At 52.2% G+C, this 24350-nt stretch carries 23 protein-coding genes; 18 read left to right on the top strand and 5 right to left on the bottom strand.

What is annotated here, in order from left to right:
- Positions 1-161: 161 nt before the first annotated feature.
- Complete coding sequence (gene gcvH / locus Q4579_RS17545) at positions 162-557, top strand: glycine cleavage system protein GcvH (RefSeq protein WP_303565966.1); 396 nt, start codon at positions 162-164, stop codon at positions 555-557.
- A 54-nt stretch (positions 558-611) separates the two neighbouring features.
- Here gcvH and Q4579_RS17540 read toward each other — a convergent pair whose 3' ends face one another.
- The 3 genes from Q4579_RS17540 to ygfZ all read right to left on the bottom strand — a co-directional run bounded on the left by Q4579_RS17540 (position 612) and on the right by ygfZ (position 2746).
- On the bottom strand, positions 612-815 hold the full coding sequence (locus Q4579_RS17540; protein WP_211646237.1) for a DUF1107 domain-containing protein: 204 nt from the start codon (positions 813-815) through the stop codon (positions 612-614).
- Positions 816-1295: 480 nt separating this feature from the next.
- Positions 1296-1769, bottom strand: a complete 474-nt coding sequence (locus Q4579_RS17535; protein ID WP_303566011.1) for an aminoacyl-tRNA deacylase — start codon at positions 1767-1769, stop codon at positions 1296-1298.
- Complete coding sequence (gene ygfZ / locus Q4579_RS17530; protein WP_303565965.1) at positions 1760-2746, bottom strand: tRNA-modifying protein YgfZ; 987 nt, start codon at positions 2744-2746, stop codon at positions 1760-1762. Before ygfZ ends, Q4579_RS17535 begins: the two co-directional genes overlap by 10 nt.
- Before the next feature lie 242 nt (positions 2747-2988).
- Here ygfZ and Q4579_RS17525 point away from each other — a divergent pair, with 242 nt between their 5' ends.
- From Q4579_RS17525 to Q4579_RS17515, 3 genes are all read left to right on the top strand, one after another.
- Positions 2989-3249: a succinate dehydrogenase assembly factor 2 gene (locus Q4579_RS17525; RefSeq protein WP_303565964.1), complete on the top strand. Its 261-nt coding sequence runs from the start codon at positions 2989-2991 to the stop codon at positions 3247-3249.
- A complete protein-coding gene (locus Q4579_RS17520; protein WP_303565962.1) occupies positions 3221-3631 on the top strand; it encodes a protein YgfX in 411 nt (136 codons plus the stop codon). Before Q4579_RS17525 ends, Q4579_RS17520 begins: the two co-directional genes overlap by 29 nt.
- A gap of 215 nt (positions 3632-3846) precedes the next feature.
- Positions 3847-5673, top strand: a complete 1827-nt coding sequence (locus tag Q4579_RS17515) for a methyl-accepting chemotaxis protein (protein ID WP_303565960.1) — start codon at positions 3847-3849, stop codon at positions 5671-5673.
- 66 nt (positions 5674-5739) lie between these two features.
- On the opposite strand, the gene nadB is transcribed toward Q4579_RS17515, so the two are convergent.
- The gene (nadB, locus tag Q4579_RS17510; RefSeq protein WP_303565958.1) at positions 5740-7359 is read right to left on the bottom strand and encodes an L-aspartate oxidase; all 1620 of its coding nucleotides are present in this window, start codon (positions 7357-7359) and stop codon (positions 5740-5742) included.
- A gap of 308 nt (positions 7360-7667) precedes the next feature.
- Here nadB and rpoE point away from each other — a divergent pair, with 308 nt between their 5' ends.
- From rpoE to acpS, 11 genes are all read left to right on the top strand, one after another.
- Positions 7668-8246, top strand: coding sequence for an RNA polymerase sigma factor RpoE (gene rpoE / locus Q4579_RS17505; protein WP_211646231.1), 579 nt, complete (start codon positions 7668-7670; stop codon positions 8244-8246).
- Positions 8247-8270: 24 nt separating this feature from the next.
- Complete coding sequence (locus Q4579_RS17500; RefSeq protein WP_303565957.1) at positions 8271-8924, top strand: RseA family anti-sigma factor; 654 nt, start codon at positions 8271-8273, stop codon at positions 8922-8924.
- 14 nt (positions 8925-8938) lie between these two features.
- Positions 8939-9910, top strand: coding sequence for a sigma-E factor regulatory protein RseB (gene rseB / locus Q4579_RS17495; protein ID WP_303565956.1), 972 nt, complete (start codon positions 8939-8941; stop codon positions 9908-9910).
- Complete coding sequence (locus tag Q4579_RS17490; protein WP_303565955.1) at positions 9907-10419, top strand: SoxR reducing system RseC family protein; 513 nt, start codon at positions 9907-9909, stop codon at positions 10417-10419. The genes rseB and Q4579_RS17490 overlap by 4 nt, the downstream gene beginning before the upstream one ends.
- A 73-nt stretch (positions 10420-10492) precedes the next feature.
- Complete coding sequence (gene lepA / locus Q4579_RS17485; RefSeq protein WP_303565953.1) at positions 10493-12289, top strand: translation elongation factor 4; 1797 nt, start codon at positions 10493-10495, stop codon at positions 12287-12289.
- A gap of 115 nt (positions 12290-12404) precedes the next feature.
- Positions 12405-13310: a signal peptidase I gene (gene lepB / locus Q4579_RS17480; protein WP_303565951.1), complete on the top strand. Its 906-nt coding sequence runs from the start codon at positions 12405-12407 to the stop codon at positions 13308-13310.
- A gap of 10 nt (positions 13311-13320) precedes the next feature.
- Entirely contained in the window at positions 13321-13995 is a 675-nt protein-coding gene (gene rnc / locus Q4579_RS17475) for a ribonuclease III (protein WP_303565950.1), read from the top strand.
- The gene (gene era / locus Q4579_RS17470) at positions 13992-14897 is read left to right on the top strand and encodes a GTPase Era (RefSeq protein WP_303565949.1); all 906 of its coding nucleotides are present in this window, start codon (positions 13992-13994) and stop codon (positions 14895-14897) included. The genes rnc and era overlap by 4 nt, the downstream gene beginning before the upstream one ends.
- A gap of 8 nt (positions 14898-14905) precedes the next feature.
- Positions 14906-15616: a DNA repair protein RecO gene (gene recO / locus Q4579_RS17465; protein ID WP_211646223.1), complete on the top strand. Its 711-nt coding sequence runs from the start codon at positions 14906-14908 to the stop codon at positions 15614-15616.
- A complete protein-coding gene (pdxJ, locus tag Q4579_RS17460; protein ID WP_303565947.1) occupies positions 15613-16344 on the top strand; it encodes a pyridoxine 5'-phosphate synthase in 732 nt (243 codons plus the stop codon). The genes recO and pdxJ overlap by 4 nt, the downstream gene beginning before the upstream one ends.
- Positions 16344-16727, top strand: coding sequence for a holo-ACP synthase (gene acpS / locus Q4579_RS17455; RefSeq protein ID WP_303565945.1), 384 nt, complete (start codon positions 16344-16346; stop codon positions 16725-16727). Before pdxJ ends, acpS begins: the two co-directional genes overlap by 1 nt.
- A 77-nt stretch (positions 16728-16804) precedes the next feature.
- Here the strand turns inward: acpS and barA are convergent, their stop codons facing one another.
- Positions 16805-19576 carry a two-component sensor histidine kinase BarA gene (gene barA, locus Q4579_RS17450; RefSeq protein WP_303565943.1) on the bottom strand — a complete coding sequence of 924 codons (2772 nt, stop codon included), beginning with the start codon at positions 19574-19576 and terminating at the stop codon, positions 16805-16807.
- 156 nt (positions 19577-19732) lie between these two features.
- Here barA and rlmD point away from each other — a divergent pair, with 156 nt between their 5' ends.
- The 3 genes from rlmD (at position 19733) to mazG (ending at position 24256) form a co-directional block, all read left to right on the top strand.
- The gene (rlmD, locus tag Q4579_RS17445) at positions 19733-21070 is read left to right on the top strand and encodes a 23S rRNA (uracil(1939)-C(5))-methyltransferase RlmD (protein WP_303566010.1); all 1338 of its coding nucleotides are present in this window, start codon (positions 19733-19735) and stop codon (positions 21068-21070) included.
- 64 nt (positions 21071-21134) lie between these two features.
- Complete coding sequence (gene relA / locus Q4579_RS17440) at positions 21135-23360, top strand: GTP diphosphokinase (protein ID WP_303565940.1); 2226 nt, start codon at positions 21135-21137, stop codon at positions 23358-23360.
- Between the two features lie 74 nt (positions 23361-23434).
- Positions 23435-24256 (top strand): nucleoside triphosphate pyrophosphohydrolase, encoded by an 822-nt coding sequence (mazG, locus tag Q4579_RS17435; protein ID WP_303565939.1) that lies wholly within the window; start codon positions 23435-23437, stop codon positions 24254-24256.
- Positions 24257-24350 lie beyond the last annotated feature (94 nt).

Genomic DNA, 24350 nt, shown 5'->3' with positions numbered 1-24350 from the left:
ATTTATCAGGCGGTTTTTTTATGCGGTTCTTAGCTTTCATTCTCATTTTTTTCTCCTAAAGTAATAACAGTTGGGCGAGGTGATGCGTGCCTCTCATGATATCTGACTGTCAACTTTCTCCGGCATGATGAATACCGGACCGCTTTGGAAAGGATAAATATATGGCTGATACTCCATCTGATTTGAAATATGCGCATACCCATGAATGGATCCGGGCGGAAGGCGGCGGAGTTTATACGGTTGGCATCAGTGATCAGGCACAGCAACTTCTGGGAGACATGGTGTTTGTCGAGTTACCTGAGGTGGGCAGCACTTATAGTCTGGGAGATGCATGCGGCTCTGCAGAATCAGTCAAGGCGGTTTCTGAAGTCTATGCGCCCTTGTCCGGCGAAGTGGTTGCCATCAATGAAGAACTGGAGATGGAACCTGAACTCGTTAACAGTGATCCTTATGGGGATGGCTGGATGTTTCAGTTGAAAGCCGATGATGAAGCTGAGCTCGATGAACTCCTTGATGCAGAAGCTTATATTGCGGTTACCAACGAGGAAGACGACTGATCTAGCTTACGTGAATGATAAGGCCGGTTGGTACACCGGCCTTTTGCATCACTATCATGCCGCTTCTTTCATCCGGCGAATTTCCTGGTTCACTTCTTTCACCGTATCGTAATGGCGCTGTTGTGCGCGGGTTGGGATTTTGAGCAGCCCATTATCAAACTCATATCCCCCACGGCCATCAATATATATTCTTCCGCTGAATAATCGGCTCACGTGCTTGGCGACCAATTTTGGGATGTACTGTTTAAACATGCGCATAATGAAGAGCAACCTTGCCTTGTTTATTTTTTTAATGTGTTTGAACGCCGGGCATTATAGGGAATAGACCGTGATATATTTGTGACACTTACAGCATAATATTGAAGTAAAATGAGATCTTGATGTGAATAATGTTGTCATTATTCGATTGGAATAGAATTTTCTTCTGAGGTGCTGTGTGGATTGCCAGTGACCCGAAGGGTGAAAATGGCATCTGAGACTGGTGTTATTTTAGTATTTCCTTAATTTTTTGAATGTCTTATGGTGATTGGGGTGCGGGTAGTTGTTCGCATTCGACGATGAAAATGAAATACGGGGTTTGGTTGTTTTTTGTACTCGCTTGGCTGCGATCGCACCTCAGAAAGGATGATCTGCTGAGGAAGTAAACTGCTCTGACCACTGAAAATTTTCTCAGGCAATGTGCATAATTATGCTTTGGGTGCGGTTCGATGTGCAGCGGTCATGAACGGAAGCAAAGTGTTAACGGCAAATGTCGCCAAAGCATGGTTTACACAGCCCGGCTAAATCATCAAAAGCCAGTTCAATGCCTGCCATTTGGTTTCCGCTGCTGATGTTCACGCGAGTAAAATCTTTGAGAGATTCATCAAAAATGACAGGCAAGGGGTGTTTTAAGCCGACAGGGGCGACGGTGCCGATCTTCAAGCCGGTTACGGCTTCAACATCGATGGCATCTGCGCAAGTCATGCGGCGACACCCAAAGAGCCCCCGGACTTTCCTGGGATCGACCTGCCGGGTGCCGGGGACACAAGCCAGTACGTGTAAGCCACCCATGTCCCGCAGCAGAATGGATTTCACCATCAATTCCGGCGAGACGCCACGAGCCTGCGCGGCTTCTTCTATGGTGCGGGCTGGCTGATTGTGCGGTAACAGCAGAAAGGGGATACCTTCCTGCTGTAAAAACCGGGTGACGGGCGTATCGAGCATCACGCCGATTCGTCTTCCAGGCTGTAAGGCAGCGGATTGTATTGCCACAGGTGATCAGGATCAGTCGCCAGACGAAAAGCGGTGCCCTCATCCAGATCATTGGGCAGCACCACCAGTGCAATGGCCTGTTGATCCGAGAACTGATAACCGGCAATCACGGTGCCGCCCTTACGCCAGTTCTCGCCAACACTGCGCTCGAGCGCATCACCGGCTTTCGGACAGTCTGCTGCCGGGCCAGAGACGATATACATGGCGCGTTTGTTAATCCCCCGCCATTTTGCCCGGGCAACCGTTTCCTGGCCGGTATAGCAGCCTTTTTTGAAGCTGATCCCGCCCAGTGCCTGCAGGTTCATGGACTGTGGAATGAACTCGAGTTCAGTACTGGCGTCAATTCTCGGGATGCCTTGGCGAATATCATACAAATCCCATAATGTATCATCAGACAACACCGCTTTAGATTGAGCTCTCGCCGCAATGTCCTGAGCCGTGTTTTCATCAACGGCCAGCAGCCAGCGCTGTGCATCAATCCGAACCGCAGTGCCGGATGGCAGGGCACGAACATCCCCTTCTCCGCCAAAGCGCTGATCGATGACAGTGTCCGCTTGAGTGCCGGTCAGGCCCAGTAACACATCACTGCTGGCTTCAATTGTTGTTTTCGAAAAGATGGCGTACTTTTTCAGCTCCGGCAGCTGTGTCGCCATTACGCTTTTGCGCTGAAGCCAGCCCAGACCATCCCGATGGTGGAACAGGCGGAAAATGGTGCGCATTTTTCCTTTCGCGTCACAATGGGCGCCGAGAGTTGATTCTGTCTTTGCCAGCGACACCACATCGCAGGTGACTTGTCCCTGCAGATAGGAAACGCTGTCTTGGCCGACCAAAGTGACCAGTCCCCAATGGCTGAGATCAATCAGCGCCAGTGAAGGCATCGGGGCATCTGAGGCAAGGGAGAGATTGTCGAATTGCAAATTATCAGACCAGGTACTCATTGTCGTATCCATCGTTGAAACGAGGGTGGCAGGGCAGCCCTCAGAAAGGCATTCAGTGGCCACTATGTTATCGCCCCGACTGAGATTTGTCATGCCACAAGCGCAATCGTTGCGTGGTTTTCTCGGGTATTATTTTGCCCAGCTCTCATTTTCCTGAACCACCGCCGGATGTTGATGGTGGACAGCCGGGGAGGCTGGTAGTATTGCCGCCACACGGACACCAACAGGAGTAGAGGTTGGAAATGAACAGCACTGATGAGAAAGCACGAATTCGATGGGCCTGCCGTCGCGGGATGTTGGAACTGGATGTGATTATCATGCCCTTTTTTGAAGAGTGCTTTGATGAACTGAACCCCCAGGAGCGTCAGGATTTCGTCTCTCTGCTGACTTGTGATGATCCCGACCTGTTTAACTGGCTGATGGAGCACGGGAACAGCAGTAACCCGGCTCATGCCGCGATGGTGGACAAAATCGTTGCCCACAACAAGAGTAAGCTTCGCTAACCTGACGCTTTCCCCTTCTGATTTCTTGCTTGCCGCTTTAACCGGGGTCTACCTGACAGCGGCGAGCCTGTTTTTCTTTTTAACGCTGACGGATCTGAACTGGCTGCCTGTTTTTTGCCTGGCAGTGGAGTTTTTGCTGCCCGAATACATCCGTGCAGGTCATCGGCTCAGCCAACAGCACGGCCGGCTCATCCTCTTGACCGAGCGGGAGGTGGACTGGTATTGCCGCCGATGGCGTCTGGTTCACGCTCGGTTGCTGACCCCTTATCTGCTCATTCTGGATCTTGACTCTGCTGGCGACACACTGCGGTTAAGCGTGAGTCGGGATAGCTGTACAGATCAGGATTTTCGTTTGTTGAGTCTGTTCTGCCGCCACCAATAAAAAACCTCACTCAGCCTGAGTGTTCTTCCTTGCAAATTGGAACCAAGATCGACTCTTGACGCATTTTTCTGCTGTTGTTGCGTGAAATTTCCAGGACAGCTTTTGAGTCTGCTGCTCATGCTGTGTAATTACATTGTAAGAAATTTATAATCACAAGCTCTGCACCAGAGCCAATAACATCCTGAAAAAAACATCTCTTAAGGGAATGAAATGTCATGAAAGTTAGGCATAAATTGTTAGGGCTGGCCACACTGTCTGTCGCCGCAATTTTGCTTTTGCTCGGTGTCAATCTGTACAGCCATCAGCAGATTGTCACCATTGAATCGGCAAAGGGACAAATTGATAAGCTGGAAGTGACTTTGCTGAATTTACGACGCAATGAAAAAGATTTTCTGGCACGAATGGATGTGAAATACCTCAACACATTCAATCAGAATGTTCAGGCTTTCGGACGTCAGTTAGACGTTCTGACGACTGAGCTGGATGTCGTTTCGATTCAACTGCCTCAGGTAAAGACTTTACCGTCACAGATCGCCAGCTATCAACGGGGAATGCAAGCGGTCGTTGACGGATTTCAGATCCTGGGGCTGAAACCAACCGAAGGCTTATACCGAAATCTTTACCAGCATGGAGATGCACTGATCACTCAGGCATCGAACGGTGAGTTGGCGCTGGAAGCCTATCAGTTGGTTTTGACGGCTAAATTATTTGCCACGACCGATGAAAAAACGTTACTGGAAGCATTTCAACAGCATACCGCTTTGTACGGCGGGCGTTTGGCAATTGCTTATGGGGATGATTTTCAGCATTTTCAGCGTGCCTTTGAACAACTGGTCGCTCAGAAAACAAAGATTGGTTTGAGTCATCAGGATGGCCTGAGAGGACAAATTCGAAGCCAGTCGAATCAGGTGGAGGAAGAGTTTTCTCAGATGCAGCAACTGTTGGAAAAAGAAGCGGTTGCCGTACAGGCGACAATTAATCGCCTCACCGTTTTACTGGTCACAGGGATAATCGTCGGCTTACTGATCCTGACCTGGCGTCTCAGTATTTCGATTCTGCACCCGGTTGAGCGTTTAAGTCAGCTGATGAACCGAATCGCAACCAGTCATGATTTGACGTTGCTGGCGGATACCTCAGGTCGCGATGAACTGGCAGAAATGGGCGGCCATTTTAACTATTTACTCAACAGTCTGCGTCAGTTGGTGGATAATGTTCAGCGAGCTGTGTCTGAACTGGGCTCGGCCTCATTGCAGCTCCAGAATCGGAGTCAGGATGCGGAGCAGGCACTGGTTTTACAGCTAGCGGATAGTGATTCTGTTGCGGCGGCCAGTATTCAGATGCGAGCGACTATTTCAGAAGTCGCTCACAACACGCAGGAAGCGGCCACACAAACGGCCCGCAGCCATGATGAGGCTTCTCAGGGGCTGGCGGAAGTGGTGGAAACGCGTGCCCGGATTCATGCATTGTCTTCGGGGCTGGCGCAGAGCAGTCAGGAAGTTTCAAGCTTATCGGGTTTGTCGGACAACATTGGCTCTGTGGTCGACGTGATCAAAAATATTGCCGAACAGACCAATTTGCTGGCACTCAATGCTGCGATAGAAGCGGCGCGAGCCGGGGAGCAGGGGCGTGGTTTTGCCGTAGTGGCTGAAGAAGTGCGGTCGCTGGCGGTGCGGACACAGCAGTCGACTCAGGAAATCACCGCGATTATCAGTTCGCTGCAGCAGCAGACAGAGCAGGTGGTCAGCCATATTGAGCACTGCCGCACTCAGGGGGAAGCCAGCGTGACTCAGGCAGACAGTGCTGAAGCGAAGATCAACGCGATCATTGCAGACATGCAGTTGATTCTGGACACCAGCACTCAGATTGCTGCAGCCGTCGAACAGCAGAGTCAGGTCTCTGAAGATATCGGGGAGCGTGTGGTTTCCATCCGGGATTTGACCAATCGTAATGCGGTCATCGTACAGGAGAATGTGGAGGCCGCGCAGTCTGTGTCTCAACAGGCGTCGACATTGGCTGGGGCGATTCGGGCGTTTCAGGTGTAGCGAGTGCAAGGTGTGCTAAAAAACGGGAGCCATGTAGGATCCCGTTTTTGTGTGGTGTCAGGCCGGTTATTCCGGGTTGTTCGGGTCAAGCACTGTTGGAGACAAAGTTTCCAGCATGTCGGGATAATCCAGCGTGTAATGCAGGCCACGGCTCTCTTTCCGGGCCAGTGCGCAACGTACCATCAGTTCGGCAACCTGAACCAGATTCCGCAATTCCAGCAGGTTGTTGGAAACCCGGAAATTACTGTAATACTCGTCAATTTCCTGTTTCAACAACTGAATCCGGCGCATCGCGCGCTCCAGTCGTTTAGTGGTGCGAACAATGCCGACGTAATCCCACATAAACAGCCGCAGTTCATGCCAGTTATGCTGAATTACCACTTCCTCATCGGAGTTCGACACTTTACTTTCATCCCACAGCGGTAATGCGGCCGGTTGTCCGACGCTATCCATGTGCGAACTGATGTGATTGGCCGCAGACCAGGCGTAAACCACACACTCCAGCAAGGAATTGGACGCCATCCGGTTGGCGCCGTGCAGCCCTGTATAGCTGACTTCGCCAATGGCGTAGAGCCCGGCGAGATCTGTCTGGCCCTGTTTGTCGACCATCACGCCGCCACAGGTGTAGTGGGCAGCAGGCACGACGGGGATCGGATCCGTTGTAATATCGATACCGTAGGTCAGCAGCTTCTCATAAATGGTTGGGAAGTGTTTGGTGACGAAGTCCGCCGGCTTATGGCTGATATCCAGATACATGCAATCGGCACCCAAGCGTTTCATCTCATAGTCGATGGCCCGGGCGACCACATCGCGGGGCGCCAGCTCGGCACGCGCATCAAAGTCCGGCATAAAGCGGGATCCATCCGGACGACGCAGGTAAGCGCCTTCACCACGCAGGGCTTCGGTCAGCAGAAAATTGCGGGCTTCCGGATGGAACAGACAGGTCGGATGGAACTGATTGAATTCCAGATTGGCCACCCGGCATCCGGCCCGCCAGGCCATTGCAATGCCGTCTCCGGAAGAGACGTCCGGGTTCGAGGTGTATTGATACACTTTCGAAGCGCCACCGGTGGCCAGCACCACAAACTTGGCGCGCACGGTTTCGACAGACTCACGCTGACGATTCCAGATGTAGGCGCCCAAAACTCGGTTTGGCTGATCTTTCTCGCCCAGTTTGTGGCTGGTAATCAAGTCCAGCGCGTTGTGACGCTCCAGAACCTGAATATTCGGATGATTATGGACATTGTCCTGCAGCGACATTTGCATCGCCATCCCGGTTGCATCGGCGGCATGTAAAATGCGGCGGTGGCTGTGACCGCCTTCGCGGGTCAGATGGTAGCGGGGTTGATCGTCGGTACTGTTATCTTCCTGATCAAACGGCACACCGCTGTCAATCAGCCATTGCACACAATCCCGGGCATTTTCAGCGATAAAGCGAACCACATCTTCATCGCATAAATGGGCACCGGCAATCTGAGTATCTTCAACATGAGAGTCCACACTGTCGGTTTCATCAAAGACCGCTGCAATCCCGCCCTGGGCATAATAAGTTGAGCCTTCACTCCGCGGTCCCTTGCTCAGGACCAGTACTTGACACATCGGAGCAAGACGCAGCGCCAGAGAAAGGCCGGCAGCGCCACTACCGATGACCAGAACGTCGCAGTTGTGTTCTCGGTTCTCTTTCATATTGATCTCATATCCCTGTGGTAAGGGCGCTATCTTATCAAAAATCCGTTTCGGTGGGACTTTTTTGGTGTATCGCAGACTTTCGCTTGCTTCAACGTCATGATCTGTCACGCTGAACGGACAGAGTTGCACAGACACGGATGTGCCAGTAAGGTGATGGGGGAACTTTGTGCTTTTTTTGAGGTCATTTATTCTTTAGGCTTCTATGTCTATAGTGCAACTTCGGATTTCTGATGGGCGAAACGGCTGCATCTTTTGAGATCTCAAGGAATAATAACCTTGTCACAGACAGAGGAGTACACGCTCGAATGAGCGAGCAGTTAACTGACCAGGTACTGATAGAGCGAGTACAACGAGGGGACAAACAAGCCTTTAATTTGCTGGTTGTGAAATACCAGAATAAGGTTTGTAACTTGATTGCCCGGTATGTCGGCAATTCCGGTGATGTGCCGGATGTTGCACAGGAAGCTTTTATTAAAGCATACCGAGCCTTGCCGTCTTTTCGTGGGGAAAGTGCGTTTTACACTTGGCTGTATCGAATTGCTGTCAACACAGCGAAGAATCATTTAGTTGCCCAGGGTCGACGGCCGCCTGCCACAGATGTAGATGCGGAAGAGGCAGAATATTATGAAAATGGCGGTGCGCTAAAAGAAATATCGAACCCTGAGAACCAAATGTTGTCTGATGAATTGAAGCGGGTGGTCTTCGGTACCATAGAAAGCCTCCCGGATGATTTGAAGACCGCAATTACACTCCGTGAACTTGAGGGATTAAGTTACGAAGAAATTGCTGAGGTCATGGGCTGTCCGGTCGGTACGGTACGTTCGCGTATTTTCCGGGCTCGGGAAGCGGTCGAAAAACGTATCGCTCCCCTGATGCAGCGCTAATATTTGGGCCAAACGGTGACAAAGATGGCTGATAAAGAAAAAATTTCGGCTTTGCTAGATGGCGAAGACGTTGATCAGAGTACGATTAATCGGTTACTCGTTGATGAAGATGCACAACAAAGCTGGCAGACCTATCATCTGGTCAGCGATGTCATGCATGGCGAGGCTCCAGGGCAACCGCAATGGGATATTGCCGGTCAAGTGGCAATGGCGCTTGAGCATGAACCAGCCCATCAGTTGGGTCATGACATGGCCGCTGAGGAAGCCTTGCCTTCGAATGTGGTGTCTTTGCCTCAGGCAGAACAGCCTGCGCCTCAGGTAGTGCGCCGGACGATGCCAGCCTGGCTGACCCAGATGGGTCAGGTTGCGGTTGCAGCCGGTGTGTCTTTGGCAGTGATTGTCGGTGTTCAACAATATAACGGTGGTGAAGAGGCCTCTTTCGCAAGTGATGTGAAATCGGATGTGCCTGTTTTGCAAACCATACCTTTTGCCGGCACTGCTGAACCTGTGAGCCTGACCCGCGATTCTGTCCGTACCCGTGCTGAAACTTCTCCGAGTGAAGCACAGCTGATGGAGCAGCGGCGTCGGATCAACGCAATGTTGCAGGATTATGAGTTACAACTGCGTCTGAACGCAGAAGACGGCACACTGGATAAAACTCTGTTGGGATCACACTGATTCGTGGCGGTGATATGAAAAAAGTTCTGGTCGGTGTACTCACACTGGTCAGCCTGGCGATGCCTTGGCAAGCCTCTGCGGAAGAAGAGACGACAACTTCTGCAGAGGCTTTGTTACATGAAATGGATCATGCGACCAGGCACTTGAGTTATGAGGTGTCTTACATCCTCATTAAGAAAAACAGCATCGAGCCTTTGCGTTATCGCCATGCCATTGAAAATGGTCAGACTTACGCACACCTGATTTACCTCAGCGGGCCACCGCGGGAAGTGATTCAGCGCGGGAAAGAAGTCAGCTACTTCGAACCGGGTCTGGATCCGTTCACCATCGACAGTAATCGCATGGTGGCGCCGTTACCGCCCATTATGCGAAATAATGTAACTGAACTGTCGCAATTCTACGATTTCATTCCCATGGGACGGTCGCGGGAAGCGGGGACGGCCTGTGATGTCGTGCGGATTGCGCCGAAAGATGGGGCCCGGTATTCCTATTTATTGTGGATGGATACCCGCACGCATCTGGTACTGCGAGCTGACTTACTGGACCGCGACGGGGAACCTCTGGAGCAATACCGTGCGGTTTCCTTTGTGGTCAATGATAAAGTCGGGGACGTGCTGGAAACGCTTAAATCGGTACAGTTGCCTGAAGTGGTTCAATTACCCCCGCAACCTCAGGTACAGCTGTCCTGGCAAGTCAATTGGTTGCCTCAGGGGTTTGAAAGTATTGCGAATAACCGGCACCGGCTGATTCTGACCGAGCGTCCGGTCGAGAGTCAGATGTATACCGATGGCTTGTTCAGTTTCTCAATTTATGTCGCTGCTGCGGATGGATTCAGTGTTCGCGAACAATTGGTACGGCAAGGGCGACGAACCCTGCACAGCCAGTTGTTACATGATAAAGAGGTGACTGTGGTCGGGGATATCCCACCAGCCACCGCACGTCGCGTTGCTGAATCAGTCACCTTTGATGGAGGCAGTCAGCCATGATGCAGTCACTGGCGACTGTGGTTGCGGTTGAAAAGCATCACATCACAGTCAGTTGTCAGCAACAAACCAGTTGTGGTTCCTGTGCTTCTCAGAACAGCTGCGGCACAGGCGTGGTCAGCAAAGTGTTGCCGGGGCGGCAGCATCTGCTGAAAGTCTCCACCCGGCATCTTCAAGACTCGGTTGCTGTCGGGCAATGGGTTGAAATCGGTTTGTCTGAGCGCAGTGTCCTGCAATCTGCTTTGTTGGTCTATGTCCTGCCGCTGATTTGCATGCTGCTGGGAACCTTGCTGGGCCAGTGGTGGTTTGTGATTCTGGCTGGCGGTGGAGAGCTTGGCGTGATTGCCTGCGCACTGGCTGGCGGAGCGTTTGGCCTCGGCATTGCGAAATGGCGCGCGAAACACTTATCAGTCCAGGGAGACTATCAGCCGAGCTTATTGCGGGTACTGGGACAGCCTGTTGCTGATGGCCTGACGATAAATGCATTATCGAAAGATAGCAGCAGCCGTTGAAATTCGGTAGAATCGGCCAACTTGATCGTTAGATCCCATTCACCTTTTAATCACGAGTTAGTCACGCCAATTCATGAAGCACATTCGTAACTTTTCGATTATTGCACATATCGACCATGGTAAGTCGACGTTATCTGACCGCCTGATTCAAGTCTGCGGCGGCCTTTCCGATCGTGAAATGGCTGCGCAAGTACTTGACTCGATGGATCTGGAACGTGAACGTGGTATCACCATCAAGGCCCAGAGCGTGACGCTCAATTACACGGCAAAAGATGGTGAAACTTATCAACTGAACTTTATCGACACCCCGGGACACGTGGATTTTTCCTACGAAGTTTCCCGCTCGCTGGCTGCCTGTGAAGGTGCCTTATTGGTGGTCGACGCCGGCCAGGGTGTAGAAGCCCAGACACTGGCCAACTGTTATACCGCGATTGAGATGGATCTGGAAGTTGTGCCGATCCTCAACAAGATCGATCTGCCTGCAGCCGATCCGGATCGGGTTGCCGAAGAAATCGAAGAGATCGTTGGTATCGACGCGATGGAAGCCACCCGCTGCTCCGCCAAAACTGGCTTGGGCGTAGACGAGGTGCTGGAAAACATCGTGCGTTCTATCCCTGCGCCGGAAGGTGACCCGGATGCGCCACCGCAAGCACTGATCATTGATTCCTGGTTTGATAATTACCTGGGTGTTGTGTCTTTGGTTCGGATCAAAAATGGTTCTCTGAAAAAGAACGATAAGATCAAGGTCATGAGCACAGGTCTGAACTGGAACATTGATCGCATCGGTATTTTTACACCCAAGCAGGTGGATACCGATGTGCTGAGAACCGGCGAAGTTGGCTGGGTGGTCTGTGGCATTAAAGACATTCTGGGCGCCCCTGTGGGCGATACCCTGACGCTGGCGAAAAATGGTTGTGAAAAGCCACTGCCGGGCTTTAAGAAAGTGAAGCCTCAGGTTTACGCGGGTCTGTTCCCGGTTTCGTCTGACGATTACGAGAACTTCCGTGATGCGCTGGGCAAGCTGAGCCTGAACGATGCGTCCCTCTTCTATGAGCCGGAAAACTCTGCGGCACTGGGCTTTGGTTTCCGTTGTGGTTTCCTTGGCATGCTGCATATGGAAATCATTCAGGAGCGTCTGGAGCGTGAATACGATCTGGATCTGATCACCACAGCACCAACCGTGGTGTATGAGGTGAAGAAGAACAACGGCGAATTGCTGTATGTCGACAGCCCTGCAAAACTGCCACCTGTGAATGATGTGGAAATCATCGGTGAGCCGATTGCGCGCTGTAACATTCTGGTTCCCAGTGAATACCTCGGGAACGTGATCACCCTGTGTGTGGAAAAACGTGGTTCTCAGGTAGATATGGTCTACCACGGCAATCAGGTTGCGCTGACTTACGATATTCCGATGTCTGAAGTCGTTCTGGATTTCTTCGACCGTCTGAAATCAACCTCTCGCGGTTATGCGTCTCTGGACTATAGTTTCCATCGCTATGAAGAATCAGACATGGTTCGTGTGGATATCCTGCTCAATGGCGATCGTGTTGATGCCCTGGCGATTATTACCCACAAAGATCATGCACAGTCCCGCGGCCGTGATCTGGTCGAGAAAATGAAAGAGTTCATTCCTCGTCAGATGTTTGATATCGCAATTCAGGCGGCCATTGGGAACCACATCATTGCCCGTGCAACGGTGAAACAGCTGCGCAAGAACGTTATCGCCAAGTGTTACGGCGGTGACGTGAGCCGGAAGAAGAAACTGCTGCAGAAACAGAAAGAAGGCAAGAAGCGAATGAAGCAGATTGGCAACGTCGAACTGCCGCAGGAAGCCTTCCTTGCTATTCTGCATGTAGGCAAAGATAAATAACTTGAGTCAACCTTCCGCCGCAGTCCTGCGGCGGAATGGTTAGGATCTGTGGAATTTTTGGGAAGCAGATCCGGTTCACCATGAAAAATTCATCATAGGGACATTAGGAACAGCAATGGCAAATCTGTTTTCACTCATTCTGGTGCTGGCCACACTGGTGACCGGGATTATCTGGGCACTGGACCGATTCGTTTGGGCGCCAAAGCGTCAACTTAAAATTGATGCTGCAGCGGCCAATGCCGGCGGGCAGGTTGATGAAAAAACACTGGCAGCTGTTGCGCCCCAACCGGGCTGGGTAGAATCGACCAGTTCGATGTTCCCGGTGATTGCAATCATCATGGTGTTTCGCTCATTTATCTATGAGCCGTTCCAGATCCCATCCGGATCGATGATGCCAACACTGCTGGTTGGTGATTTTATTCTGGTTGAAAAGTATGCATACGGCCTGCGTGATCCCGTGTTTCGCCATAAACTGGTCGAAACGGGTGAACCAGAGCGTGGCGACATTGTGGTTTTTAAATTTCCGCCACAACCGAATATTGATTACATCAAACGTGTGATCGGCCTTCCCGGCGATACGGTCAGGTACGATAACAACAAAAAGCTGTGCGTGATTCCGAAAGGTGGCCGTGAATGTGAGCCTGTACCACAGACGAACGAGCAACCAAGTCTCTTCTCAGAACCGGGTCAGGATCTGATTCGCTTTACGGAAGATTTGGGTCAGGTATCGCATGATGTTCTTGTCAATATCAATCAGCCAAATCAGACCCGAAGATACCGCTACAATTCCTTCGAGGGGCGGAAAGAGTGGGTCGTGCCGGCAGGACAGTATTTTGTGATGGGAGATAACCGTGACAACAGTGCAGACAGCCGTTACTGGGGGTTTGTACCGGAAGCGAATCTCGTTGGCAAGGCGGTCGGGATCTGGATCAGCTTTGAATTTGAACGAAGTGCGGACAGCGTACTTCCATCTTTTATTCCTACCGGTGTGCGGTTGAACCGCATCGGTGGCATAGACTGATCGGGAAAAAATGACATCTCCTGTACAAAGACTTCAGCGCAAGCTGGGGCATGAATTTAATAACAGTGAATTACTCACCCTGGCGCTGACGCATCGTAGTGCCAACGGGACGCATAATGAGCGTCTGGAGTTTCTGGGTGACTCCATTTTGAGTTTTGTAATTGCTGATGCTCTCTATCACCGCTTCCCGAAAGTGGATGAGGGCGACATGAGCCGGATGCGTGCAACGCTGGTCCGCGGTAAAACTCTGGCCGAACTGGGCCGGGAATTTGAGCTGGGCGATCACCTGCTGCTGGGGCCGGGCGAGCTGAAGAGCGGCGGCTATCGCCGTGACTCGATTCTGGCCGACTGCGTGGAAGCGATTATTGGCGCGATTTATCTGGACAGTGATATTGAGCATGTTCGCCACATTGTGCTGAGCTGGTATCAGAGCCGACTGGAAACAATCAAACCTGGCATTAACCAGAAAGACCCGAAAACCCGTTTACAGGAATGTCTTCAGGGGCGCCGTTTGCCGCTGCCTGCGTATACTGTAACTAAGGTACAGGGTGAAGCACATAATCAGGAATTCACTGTACAGTGCGAAGTAACAGGCCTGGAAAAGCCTGTGATCGGTAAAGGCGGTAGTCGGCGCAAGGCTGAGCAGGCTGCAGCAGAACTGGCATTGAAGCAGTTAGAATCATGACAGATAAAACACATTGTGGCTTTATTGCCATCGTTGGCCGTCCGAATGTCGGCAAATCCACGCTGTTGAACCGTCTGGTAGGACAGAAACTGTCGATTACCTCACGTAAACCGCAGACGACGCGTCACCGGATCATGGGTGTGGACACCCGAGACGGCTATCAGGCGGTGTATGTGGATACACCCGGGCTGCATATTGAGGAAAAACGGACCATCAACCGGTTGATGAACCGTGCTGCAAGCAGCTCACTGACCGATGTTGAACTGGTACTCTTTCTGGTCGACGGCACCCTGTGGACACCTGATGATGAAATGGTGCTCAACAAGCTGGCGAAAAGTGGCCTGCCAACGGTACTGGTGGTTAACAAGGTCGACAACGTCAAAATGAAATATGATCTCTTCCCGCATATGGAAGAGCTCGCGAAAAAGATGGATTTCAAAGCCATTGTGCCGATTGCTGCCAAGCACGGAACGGGCGTTGACGTGGTTGAAAAGATCGTCCGTGACAGTTTGCCGGAAGGTGAATATTACTTCCCGGAAGAGTATGTGACCGACCGTTCTCAGCGGTTCATGGCCTCTGAAATTATCCGTGAAAAACTGATGCGTTTCACCGGTGAAGAGCTGCCTTATTCCGTGACGGTGGAAATCGAGCGATTTGATTACAATCCGGATACGGATGGCTTTGATATCAATGGCTTGATTCTGGTTGAACGTAAAGGTCAGAAGAAAATGGTCATCGGTAAAGGTGGCGATAAAATCAAAACCATTGGCCGTGAGGCCCGTCTGGACATGGAAGAGCTTTTCGAGCGCAAGGTTTACCTTGAGCTTTGGGTAAAAGTGAAATCCGGCTGGGCAGATGACGAGCGCGCCCTGCGCAGTCTTGGCTATATCGACGATCTTTAAGGGCAGCGATGGAAGGGTTGCAGCGCTGCTTTGTACTGCACTCTCGTCCCTACAGCGAGACGAGTCTGATTCTGGATGTCTTCAGTGAAGAAACCGGACGCATCAGCTTGCTCGCCAAAGGTGCCCGCCGCAAGCGCTCCAATCTAAAAGGAGCGCTTCAACCTTTTACCCCACTTTTCATGAAATGGTCTGGCCGCGGTAGTATGCCGGTGCTGACTCAGGCTGAACCGATCAGTATCGGGCTGCCCATGCGCAGTTACATTCTCTATTCCGCCTTGTATGTGAATGAAATTCTGGCACGGGTGCTGGAAGCTCAGACCCCTTATCCGGCGTTGTTTCTGGATTATCTCAATGCCTTACGAGAACTGGCACAGGCCGAGAATCCGGAACCTGCTTTGCGTCGTTTTGAACTGGCACTGCTGGATCATCTCGGGTACGGAGTCGACTTTCTGCATTGTGCGGGCAGCGGGTTGCCGGTTGATGATGTTATGACTTACAACTATCGTGAGCAGCGGGGCTTTATTGCTTCTGTCGTTGCTGGCCAGCTCACGTTTACCGGGCTGCAATTGAAAGCCATTGCGGCCCGACGTTTTGAAACTCAGGATCAGCTCAGGGCAGCAAAGCGCTTTACACGGATGGCCCTGAAGCCGTATCTTGGCAGCAAACCATTAAAAAGCAGGGAATTATTTGTCCCTAGAGGAAGGAGTACCGCTACATGAAGAATATACTGCTCGGCGTGAACATTGACCACGTTGCCACCTTACGAAATGCTCGCGGGACACGTTACCCGGATCCCGTACATGCGGCGGAAGTGGCAGAACGCGCAGGCGCCGATGGTATTACCATTCATTTACGCGAAGATCGCCGCCACATTACGGATCGGGATGTCCGGATCCTGCGGGAAACCATTCAGACCCGGATGAATCTGGAAATGGCGGTGACGGAAGAAATGGTTCAGATTGCACTGGACACCCAACCTGAGTTTGTTTGTCTGGTTCCTGAAAAACGTGAAGAACTGACCACAGAAGGCGGCCTGGATGTGGTAGGTCAGCTGGACAAAGTGAAATCAGCGACCGAAAAACTGTCTGCCGCGGGCATTCTGGTGTCCCTTTTTATTGATGCTGACCGTGCGCAGATCGATGCCGCAGTGGCCTGTGGTGCCCCTTACATTGAGCTGCATACCGGTCACTACGCCGATGCGACCTCAGAAAGCGAACAACAGGCTGAGCTGAAGAAAATCGCGGCTGCTGCTAGCTATGCCAGTGATCAGGGCATCAAAGTGAATGCGGGCCACGGCCTGACCTATCACAATGTGAAGCCAATTGCGGCTCTGCCGGAAATCTACGAGCTGAACATTGGCCACGCGATTGTCGGTCGTGCCGTATTTGACGGCCTGCACAAAGCCGTTGCCGATATGAAAGCGGTGATGCTGGAAGCGCGCTGGTAATGGCGATTGTCGGTCTGGGAACAGATATTGCAGAAATTGCCCGTGTGGAGCAGGTGCTGACCCGGAGTGGAGAAGCCTTCGCACGACGGGTACTCAGTCCGGATGAGCTGGTGATTTTCTGCCAGCACAAACAGGCGGGGCGCTATCTGGCCAAACGTTTTGCTGCTAAAGAAGCGGCTGCGAAAGCGTTAGGGACTGGCATTGCCTGTGGTGTATCTTTTCAGGATTTTACCGTGACCAACAATGCTCAGGGAAAACCTGAGCTTGCGCTGAGCGGTAAGGCGGCTGAGCTGGCAGGGCAAATGGCGGTGTCTCATGTTCATCTCACCATTGCAGATGAAAAGCACTATGCGGTTGCGACGGTGATTCTGGAAACGGTTTAACCGGATTATATTTGCACCGCCACAAATACAAAAGGCCAGACAACTGTCTGGCCTTTTTGCGATAGAGATAACGGTCATTACTGGCGGTAGGCTTGTGATGATTTGACGACATTGTTCATTTCATCAATCAGCTCGAACAGTTCCGGTTCCAGATCAGAGACGGAAGCCCCGGCTTTGAGCTGGGTTTCCAGCGTGTAGCAAAGGTTCTTGAGTCGGGGAACACCACTGTAGGCACAGCTGCCGTGCAGCTTGTGAATAGAAGGCCACAGATCGAATTCATTCCCGTCCAGCACTTCATTCACCAGCATCTCGACCTCGGGCATGAAGTCGAGCAGCATCTGCAGCATATCCCGGGCCAGATCTTCTTTTCCGGCAGCTTGCTTGAGTGCCAGATCCCAGTCCCAGCTGACATTCGGGTTGGCAGGTTCTGGTTGGATGGCAGAGATGACAGGCTCTGCCATCTCCGGAGATGACGCTGTGCTGTGCTGCTGTGGGATCCATTTGGCCAGCATCTGCTGCAGAATCTGTTCTTCAATCGGCTTGGTCAGGTAATCATCCATTCCGGCACGTAGTAAGCGCTCACGTTCACCAGCCATTGCATGTGCGGTGACCGCAATTACGGGTGTGTGATGATTCAGATCGGTTTCGTGAATGGCCTGACAGGCGCTGACGCCGTCCATCTCCGGCATCTGAATATCCATGAAAATCAAATCAAAGGCTTTCTGCTGGGCGTACTCGACTGCTTTGCGGCCGCCGGTGGCGGTGATCACGGTTTCCACCCGTTCACTGAGCAGTGCTGCAATCAGTTTCAGGTTGGCTGGGTTATCATCCACCGCCATCACAGTCAGTGGCAGCAGATCATCCGTTGGGGATGGGAGAGGTAATGGTTCCGGTTCTTCCAGCTGATCCGGTTGTCCAATCAGGGCATCAAAGAGTTTGCGCTGCGCCAGTGGTTTACCCAGACAGGCGATTACTCCCGCATTGAGTAGTCGTTCCGACAGGGCCAGCTCTGTGGTGGGCAGGCACACCAGAACTTTGTCTGCCAGTTGCTCGGCTTTGAAAACCATATCCAGAATCGTGGCCAGCGGTGGCTGTTCTCCCGGCGACAGGCAGAGCAGGGCAAAATCGTGATGTTCCACATCATCTTCCGGCATATCAGCTCGGTAAGTCACATCCAGACCGGCATGCAGTAAGCGTTGCTGCAGGACATTCGCAGCCTGAAGATTCGGCTCGATCAGGAGCAGGTGACGACCCTGCAGATCGGTGGTATCGATTGGCTGGGAAACCGGCAGATCGGTTTTGTTCAGCCGCAGGGTAAACCAGAAAGTCGAACCTTGGTGTAATCGGCTGGTCAGGCTGATTTCGCCGCCCATCTGGGTCACCAGTTTTTGGGTGATGACCAGACCCAGCCCGGTACCGCCGTAACGGCGTGAAATACTGGCATCTGCCTGACTGAAGGCTTGGAACAGCTGGGCCTGCTGACGTTCGGAAATCCCGATCCCGGTATCGCGCACCATGAATTGCAGCTCCAGATTCTCGTCGCGATCGGCTTTGAGCTCCACGGCAATGTCAATGTTGCCCCGCTCAGTAAATTTCACCGAGTTCCCGATGAGATTGGTCAGTACCTGCTGGATTCGTAACGGGTCACCAATCAGGCCGGTCGGAATACGCTGGTCGACACGAAGGGTGAGTTCCAGCCCTTTTTCGTGTGCGCTGGGCGCCAGCAGTCGCATCACTTCATCGAGCGAATCGGTAAAGTCGAACGGAATGTTTTCCAGCAGCAGCTTCCCGGCTTCCAGCTTAGAGAAATCGAGGATGTCGTTGATGATGGTCAGCAGGTTATTGGCCGACTTTTCTATTGTCAGTAGGTAATCATGCTGGCTGGCACTGAGGCGGGTTTTCAGCATCTGGCGGGTAAAGCCAATGACGCCGTTCAGTGGGGTACGCAGTTCGTGGGACATATTGGCCAGAAACTCAGACTTCACTCTAGCGGCTTCCTGAGCCCGCTTCTTGGCGATATCCAGTTCTACGTTCTGGATCTCCAGCTGTTCTAAAGTCTCACGTAAATCGGACGTCGCCTGATCAATGCTCTGTTGCATTTCAATGTGATAGTCGGACAACGAAATGGCCATGGCATTGATGCCGTTTTTCAGGTTATCCAGTTCACCCAGTAATTCTCCCTCAATTCGGATATCCAGATGCCCGCGCCGGATTCGGTCCACTACACTGATCATGTGTGAAATCGGGCGGGTGACATCTCGCATCAGCCGGTAAGCAAAGAGACCGGAAAGGATGAGCCCCAGCAACAATACCATCAGTGCGGTAAAAACTTCCTGATATTGCTGCAGGCGCAATGGACTCATGTCCATTTCGATGGCGATATAGCCCAGTGCTTTGGCCTGAAATCCGGGTGCAGACAGATTACTTTGCTGTGCTTCGGTCAGAATCGGCGCCCGCATGATCATGGTGCTGTCATGGATCACGATCTCCGGCAAAAAGGGGATCTGCCGGTCATCCGGAAACATCAGGGCTTCAAAATTGCGGTGGAAGTTTGAGGTAACGAAAAGTTCATTGTTGCTGTCGAACACGGCAATGCTGCGCACAATATCGGAATGCTTGCGATGGGCATAGCTGATGGTCCGGCGGACGGCCTCGCGGTTATGATCCGCCATACCGTATTCAGTGGCGATTGCCAGCGGTTCAATAATGCTGGTGCCGGTTTCGACCAGTTGCTGTTCCAGATCCCGGTAGCGGCTCAGGGTAAAAAAAGCGCTCAAGAGCAGGCCGATGATCAGGGTTGGTGCTAATGTCAGGGTGAAAACCCGGGCGCGAAGTCCGTATTTGGTCATGGTTACAAGAATTCGATTCTGTGGGAGAATTGCTGTCTTTGCTGGCCACGTTTTGGTGCGCCAGCCCCTAGCTTAATGAATCTTTACCGTAGCGACAATTGATGTTGCTATGGCATCGCCTTGAAAAGGCGACAAAACACCGTGAGTTACAACATTATGGCACGCTTTTTTAAGCCGACGAAACGAACTGTCAGCGACACCAAACATAAAGAGGTGACGGTGACCCGTCTGGACCACTTGGGTGCAGGCATAGCCCATCTTGACCGCAAACCTGTGTTCATCCCCGGATTGCTCCCGGATGAACGTGCGCTGGTGCAACTGACTGAAAGTAAAAAGCAGTATGCCAGAGCCAAAGTCATCAAGCGTTTGTCAGACAGTCCGGAACGCATTACACCGCAGTGCCCGGTTTATGACCAGTGTGGTGGCTGTAACTTGCAACACCTCTCTCATTCTGCCCAGATTGCAGCCAAGCAGCAGTCTCTGGGGGAATTGATCACGAAATTTGCGCTGGCTGGTGAAACGGCAACAACAGATGTGTTGACGCAGGATCAGCCGGTCACCGGCGAATCCTGGCAGTATCGGCGTAGTGCCCGCTTTAGTTTGAAAGTCGAATCGGAGAAGACGCTGACGTTTGGTTTCCGCAAGGAGCAGAGCAAAGCGATCGTCGATATTACCGATTGTCCGGTGCTGGCACGGCCACTGAACGCACTCTTGTTACCGTTACGTGAATTACTGAGCCGGTTGCAGGGACGACGGAACTTAGGGCATGTTGAACTGGTCGAAGCGGACAACGGGCCTGTGGTGCTGATTCGTCATATCAAGCCGTTTTCTGACCCGGATATGACGCAAATTCAGCAATTTGCTGACAAGCATCATGTTATGCTTTTCCTGGCGCCGGATCCCGAGGAACTGGTGCAGATCAGTGGCGAAGCGCCCTATTACGAAGTCGAAGGAATGAAGCTGAATTTTTCTCCGAAAGACTTTATTCAGGTCAATCGCCGGGTGAACGAACAGATGGTGGCACAGGCCTTATCATGGCTGGACATTCAGCCGGAAGACCGGGTGCTTGATTTGTTCTGTGGCCTGGGGAATTTCAGTTTGCCGCTGGCGGCAAACGCCCGGGAAGTGGTTGGGGTGGAAGGGGTTGACCCCATGGTACAGCGGGCAAGTGACAATGCAGCCCGCAATCAGCTTACCAATGCAGCTTTTTATCAGGGCAATCTGGAAGACGGGATTGTGTCGTTCAGCTGGGCCAAAGAAGGATTTGATAAAGTCTTGCTCGATCCGGCCCGAGCCGGTGCAGCAGGGGTGATGGCTCAGGTGGCAGCGTTGTCACCGAGCCGGATTTTATACGTGTCCTGCAATCCGGCAACGCTGGCGCGGGACAGTCAGGTGCTGTTGCAACAGGGCTATCAGTTGCAACGGCTGGGAATGCTGGATATGTTTCCCCATACCGGACATTTGGAATCAATGGCGCTGTTTACCCGAGCCTGAATGTCAGGCACTGCCTTGTCGGGAATAGGCTGCCATCCGTAATTAAGAAATACAGGACAGAATCATGGTCGCAGTTCGCGGTGCGCATCTAAAGGAAAACGCTACATTTGAATTGGAATCCTGGGCAGAGAGTTTATTGCAGGACATCACGACCTCGAACCGTCTGATCCAGACCTATCAGCGTTGTGAAGCGCATCTGGACAAGAAAGAAGCCTCCGGCCAGCTGTTATGGCGTGGCCGGGAAATGGTCGAAATTCTGGTGATGCTCAGCATGGACGCCGATACGCTGGTGGCTGCCTTGCTGTTCCCACTGGTCGAAGCCGGACTGTACAAAAGCGACGAAATCAAAGAAGAGTACGGCCAGCACATTTTGCAACTGGTCAAAGGCGTCAAGCAGATGGCTGCGATCAGCCAGCTGAATGCCATCAAAGAAGGGGCGGCGCAGTCGGCTCAGGTCGATAATATCCGCCGGATGTTGTTGTCCATGGTGGATGATTTTCGTTGTGTGGTTATCAAGCTGGCGGAGCGGATCTGTCATCTGCGCGAAGTGAAGGATGAACCGGATGCCGTGCGCCGTGCAGCTGCACGGGAATGTGCCAACATTTACGCGCCGCTGGCGAATCGTCTGGGGATTGGTCAGCTCAAGTGGGAAATCGAAGATTACGCCTTCCGCTACAAGCACCCGGAAACCTATAAGCAGATTGCCAAACAACTGGCGGAACGCCGCATCGACCGGGAACAATACATTGATCGATTCGTCGCCGATCTGGACGACTCGATGAAAGCCTCACATATCAAAGCCGAGGTGCATGGCCGTCCGAAGCATATCTATAGCATCTGGCGCAAGATGCAAAAGAAGAGCCTGGCATTTGATGAGCTGTTTGATGTGCGTGCCGTGCGGATTATCGCGGACCAGCTGCAAGACTGCTATGCAGCGCTCGGGGTGGTGCACACCAAGTATCGCCATCTGCCGAAAGAATTTGACGACTATGTTGCCAATCCCAAACCCAATGGATATCAGTCGATCCATACCGTGGTGATTGGCCCGGAAGGAAAAACGATTGAGATCCAAATCCGAACCAAGCAGATGCATGAAGAGTCGGAGCTGGGGGTGGCGGCGCACTGGAAATACAAAGAATCCGGGACCTCTTCCGGTGCCCATTCTGCCTACGACGAGAAAATCAACTGGCTGCGTAAACTGCTGGCCTGGCAGGAAGAAATGTCCGATTCGGGCGAAATGCTCGAAGAGCTGCGCAGTCAGGTCTTTGATGATCGTGTCTATGCGTTCACGCCGAAAGGCGATGTGGTGGATTTGCCACTGAATGCCACCCCGCTGGATTTCGCCTACCATATTCACTCCGAGGTCGGACACCGTTGTATTGGCGCCAAAGTGGAAGGCCGAATCGTTCCCTTCACTTATCAGCTGCACATGGGCGATCAGGTCGAAATCATCACGCAGAAAGAGCCGAACCCGTCCCGGGACTGGCTCAATCCGAATTTAGGCTTTGTGAATTCCAGCCGGGCGCGGGCCAAAGTGCATGCCTGGTTCCGCAAACAGGACCGGGATAAAAACATCGCTGCGGGCCGGGAAATTCTGGAGCAGGAGCTGCAGAAAATCGGCGCGACCATGAAAGATGCTGAAGCCTATGCCCTGAAGCGATTCAACGTGAATTCCACGGATGAGCTCTTTGCCGGGATTGGCAGCGGTGATTTGCGCATCAATCAGGTGATCAACCATATTAATGCGCTGGTGAACAAGCCGACGGCAGAAGAAGAAGATCAGCAGTTGCTGGAACGTCTGACGGAAGCCAGCACCAAAAGCAGCCAGAAAAAGCCACAGCGGGATGCCGTGGTGGTGGAAGGGGTGGATAACCTGATGACCCATCTGGCGCGCTGCTGCCAGCCGATCCCGGGGGATGATATCGTTGGGTTTGTCACCCAGGGGCGCGGCATTTCAGTGCACCGAAGCGATTGTGAGCAGCTTGAAGAGCTGCGTCATGTGGCACCGCAGCGGATTATTCATACCGTTTGGGGTGGCAGCTTTGCCGGACGTTATGCGTTGACCGTGCGGGTCACAGCCTCCGAGCGGAATGGTCTGATTAAAGATCTCACCAACACCATGCACAACGAAAAAGTGAAGGTGGCCGGGGTGAAAAGCCGGATTGATTTCAAAAAACAGATGTCCATCATGGACTTTGAAATCGAGCTGACGGATCTCGATAGTCTGGGCCGGTTACTGCTCCGTCTGGAACAGGTGAAGGATGTTTTTGAAGCCAGACGGCTTCACTGAGAACCACGCAACAGGTAACAGAAAGCGGGCCAGCGCCCGCTTTTCTTTGATGACAGAAACAGGAAAATGCACACATGAGTCACAACACCCCTATCAATCAGCTGCTGTCGATCATGGCGCAATTGCGGGATCCGGACGGCGGATGTCCCTGGGATCTGCAGCAGGACTTCGCATCCATTGTGCCGCATACGCTGGAAGAAGCGTATGAAGTCGCCGATGCGATCGCAGAAGAAAACTGGGATGAGGTGAAAGAAGAGTTGGGCGATCTGCTGTTTCAAGTCATTTTCTACAGCCAGCTCGGCAAGGAAAAAGGACTGTTTGATTTTGAGGATGTGGTCAGCGGGATCAATCATAAACTGATTCGGCGACATCCGCATGTTTTCTCCGGGGCTGAATTTGACAATGAAGCGGCAATTCATGCCAACTGGGAAGCAGAAAAAGCCAAAGAACGCTCTGAAAAAGGGCAGGACAACAGCATTCTGGCGAATATTCCCAAAGCGCTGCCGGCACTCAGCCGGGCGGATAAAATTCAGAAACGCTGTGCCCGCTATGGATTTGACTGGCCGACGCTGGGACCTGTGGTTGAGAAGGTGCAGGAAGAAATCGAAGAAGTGATGGAAGAAGCGCTTCAAGCCGTGCCGAATCAGGACAGAATCGAAGAAGAACTGGGCGATCTGCTTTTTGCGGTGGTGAATCTCACCCGGCATCTGAACGTTAAACCGGAAACCGCGCTTCAGAAAGCGAACCGGAAGTTTGAACGTCGTTTCCGTGAGGTGGAGCAGGCGGTTGCCGAACAGGGCAAGTCGGTTGAACATTGTTCGCTGGATGAACTCGATGCCGAATGGGAACAGGTAAAAAAACGTGAGAAATCGGGTGGCCCGGCAGCTCAGGACTGATTGCTCAGGGATTTCTTCGTCAAGAATTCCGGGCTTGATTTGGAACAAGAAGCAACTCGCTTTACTGTGATAGTTTTCACGTTGTGGCAATAAA

It is taken from the genome of Photobacterium sp. 1_MG-2023, assembly GCF_030547945.1.
In the GTDB taxonomy this organism is placed as follows: Bacteria; Pseudomonadota; Gammaproteobacteria; order Enterobacterales; family Vibrionaceae; genus Photobacterium.
Note: the sequence above shows the minus strand (reverse complement) of the source record. Positions and strands in the feature narration are given on the sequence as shown.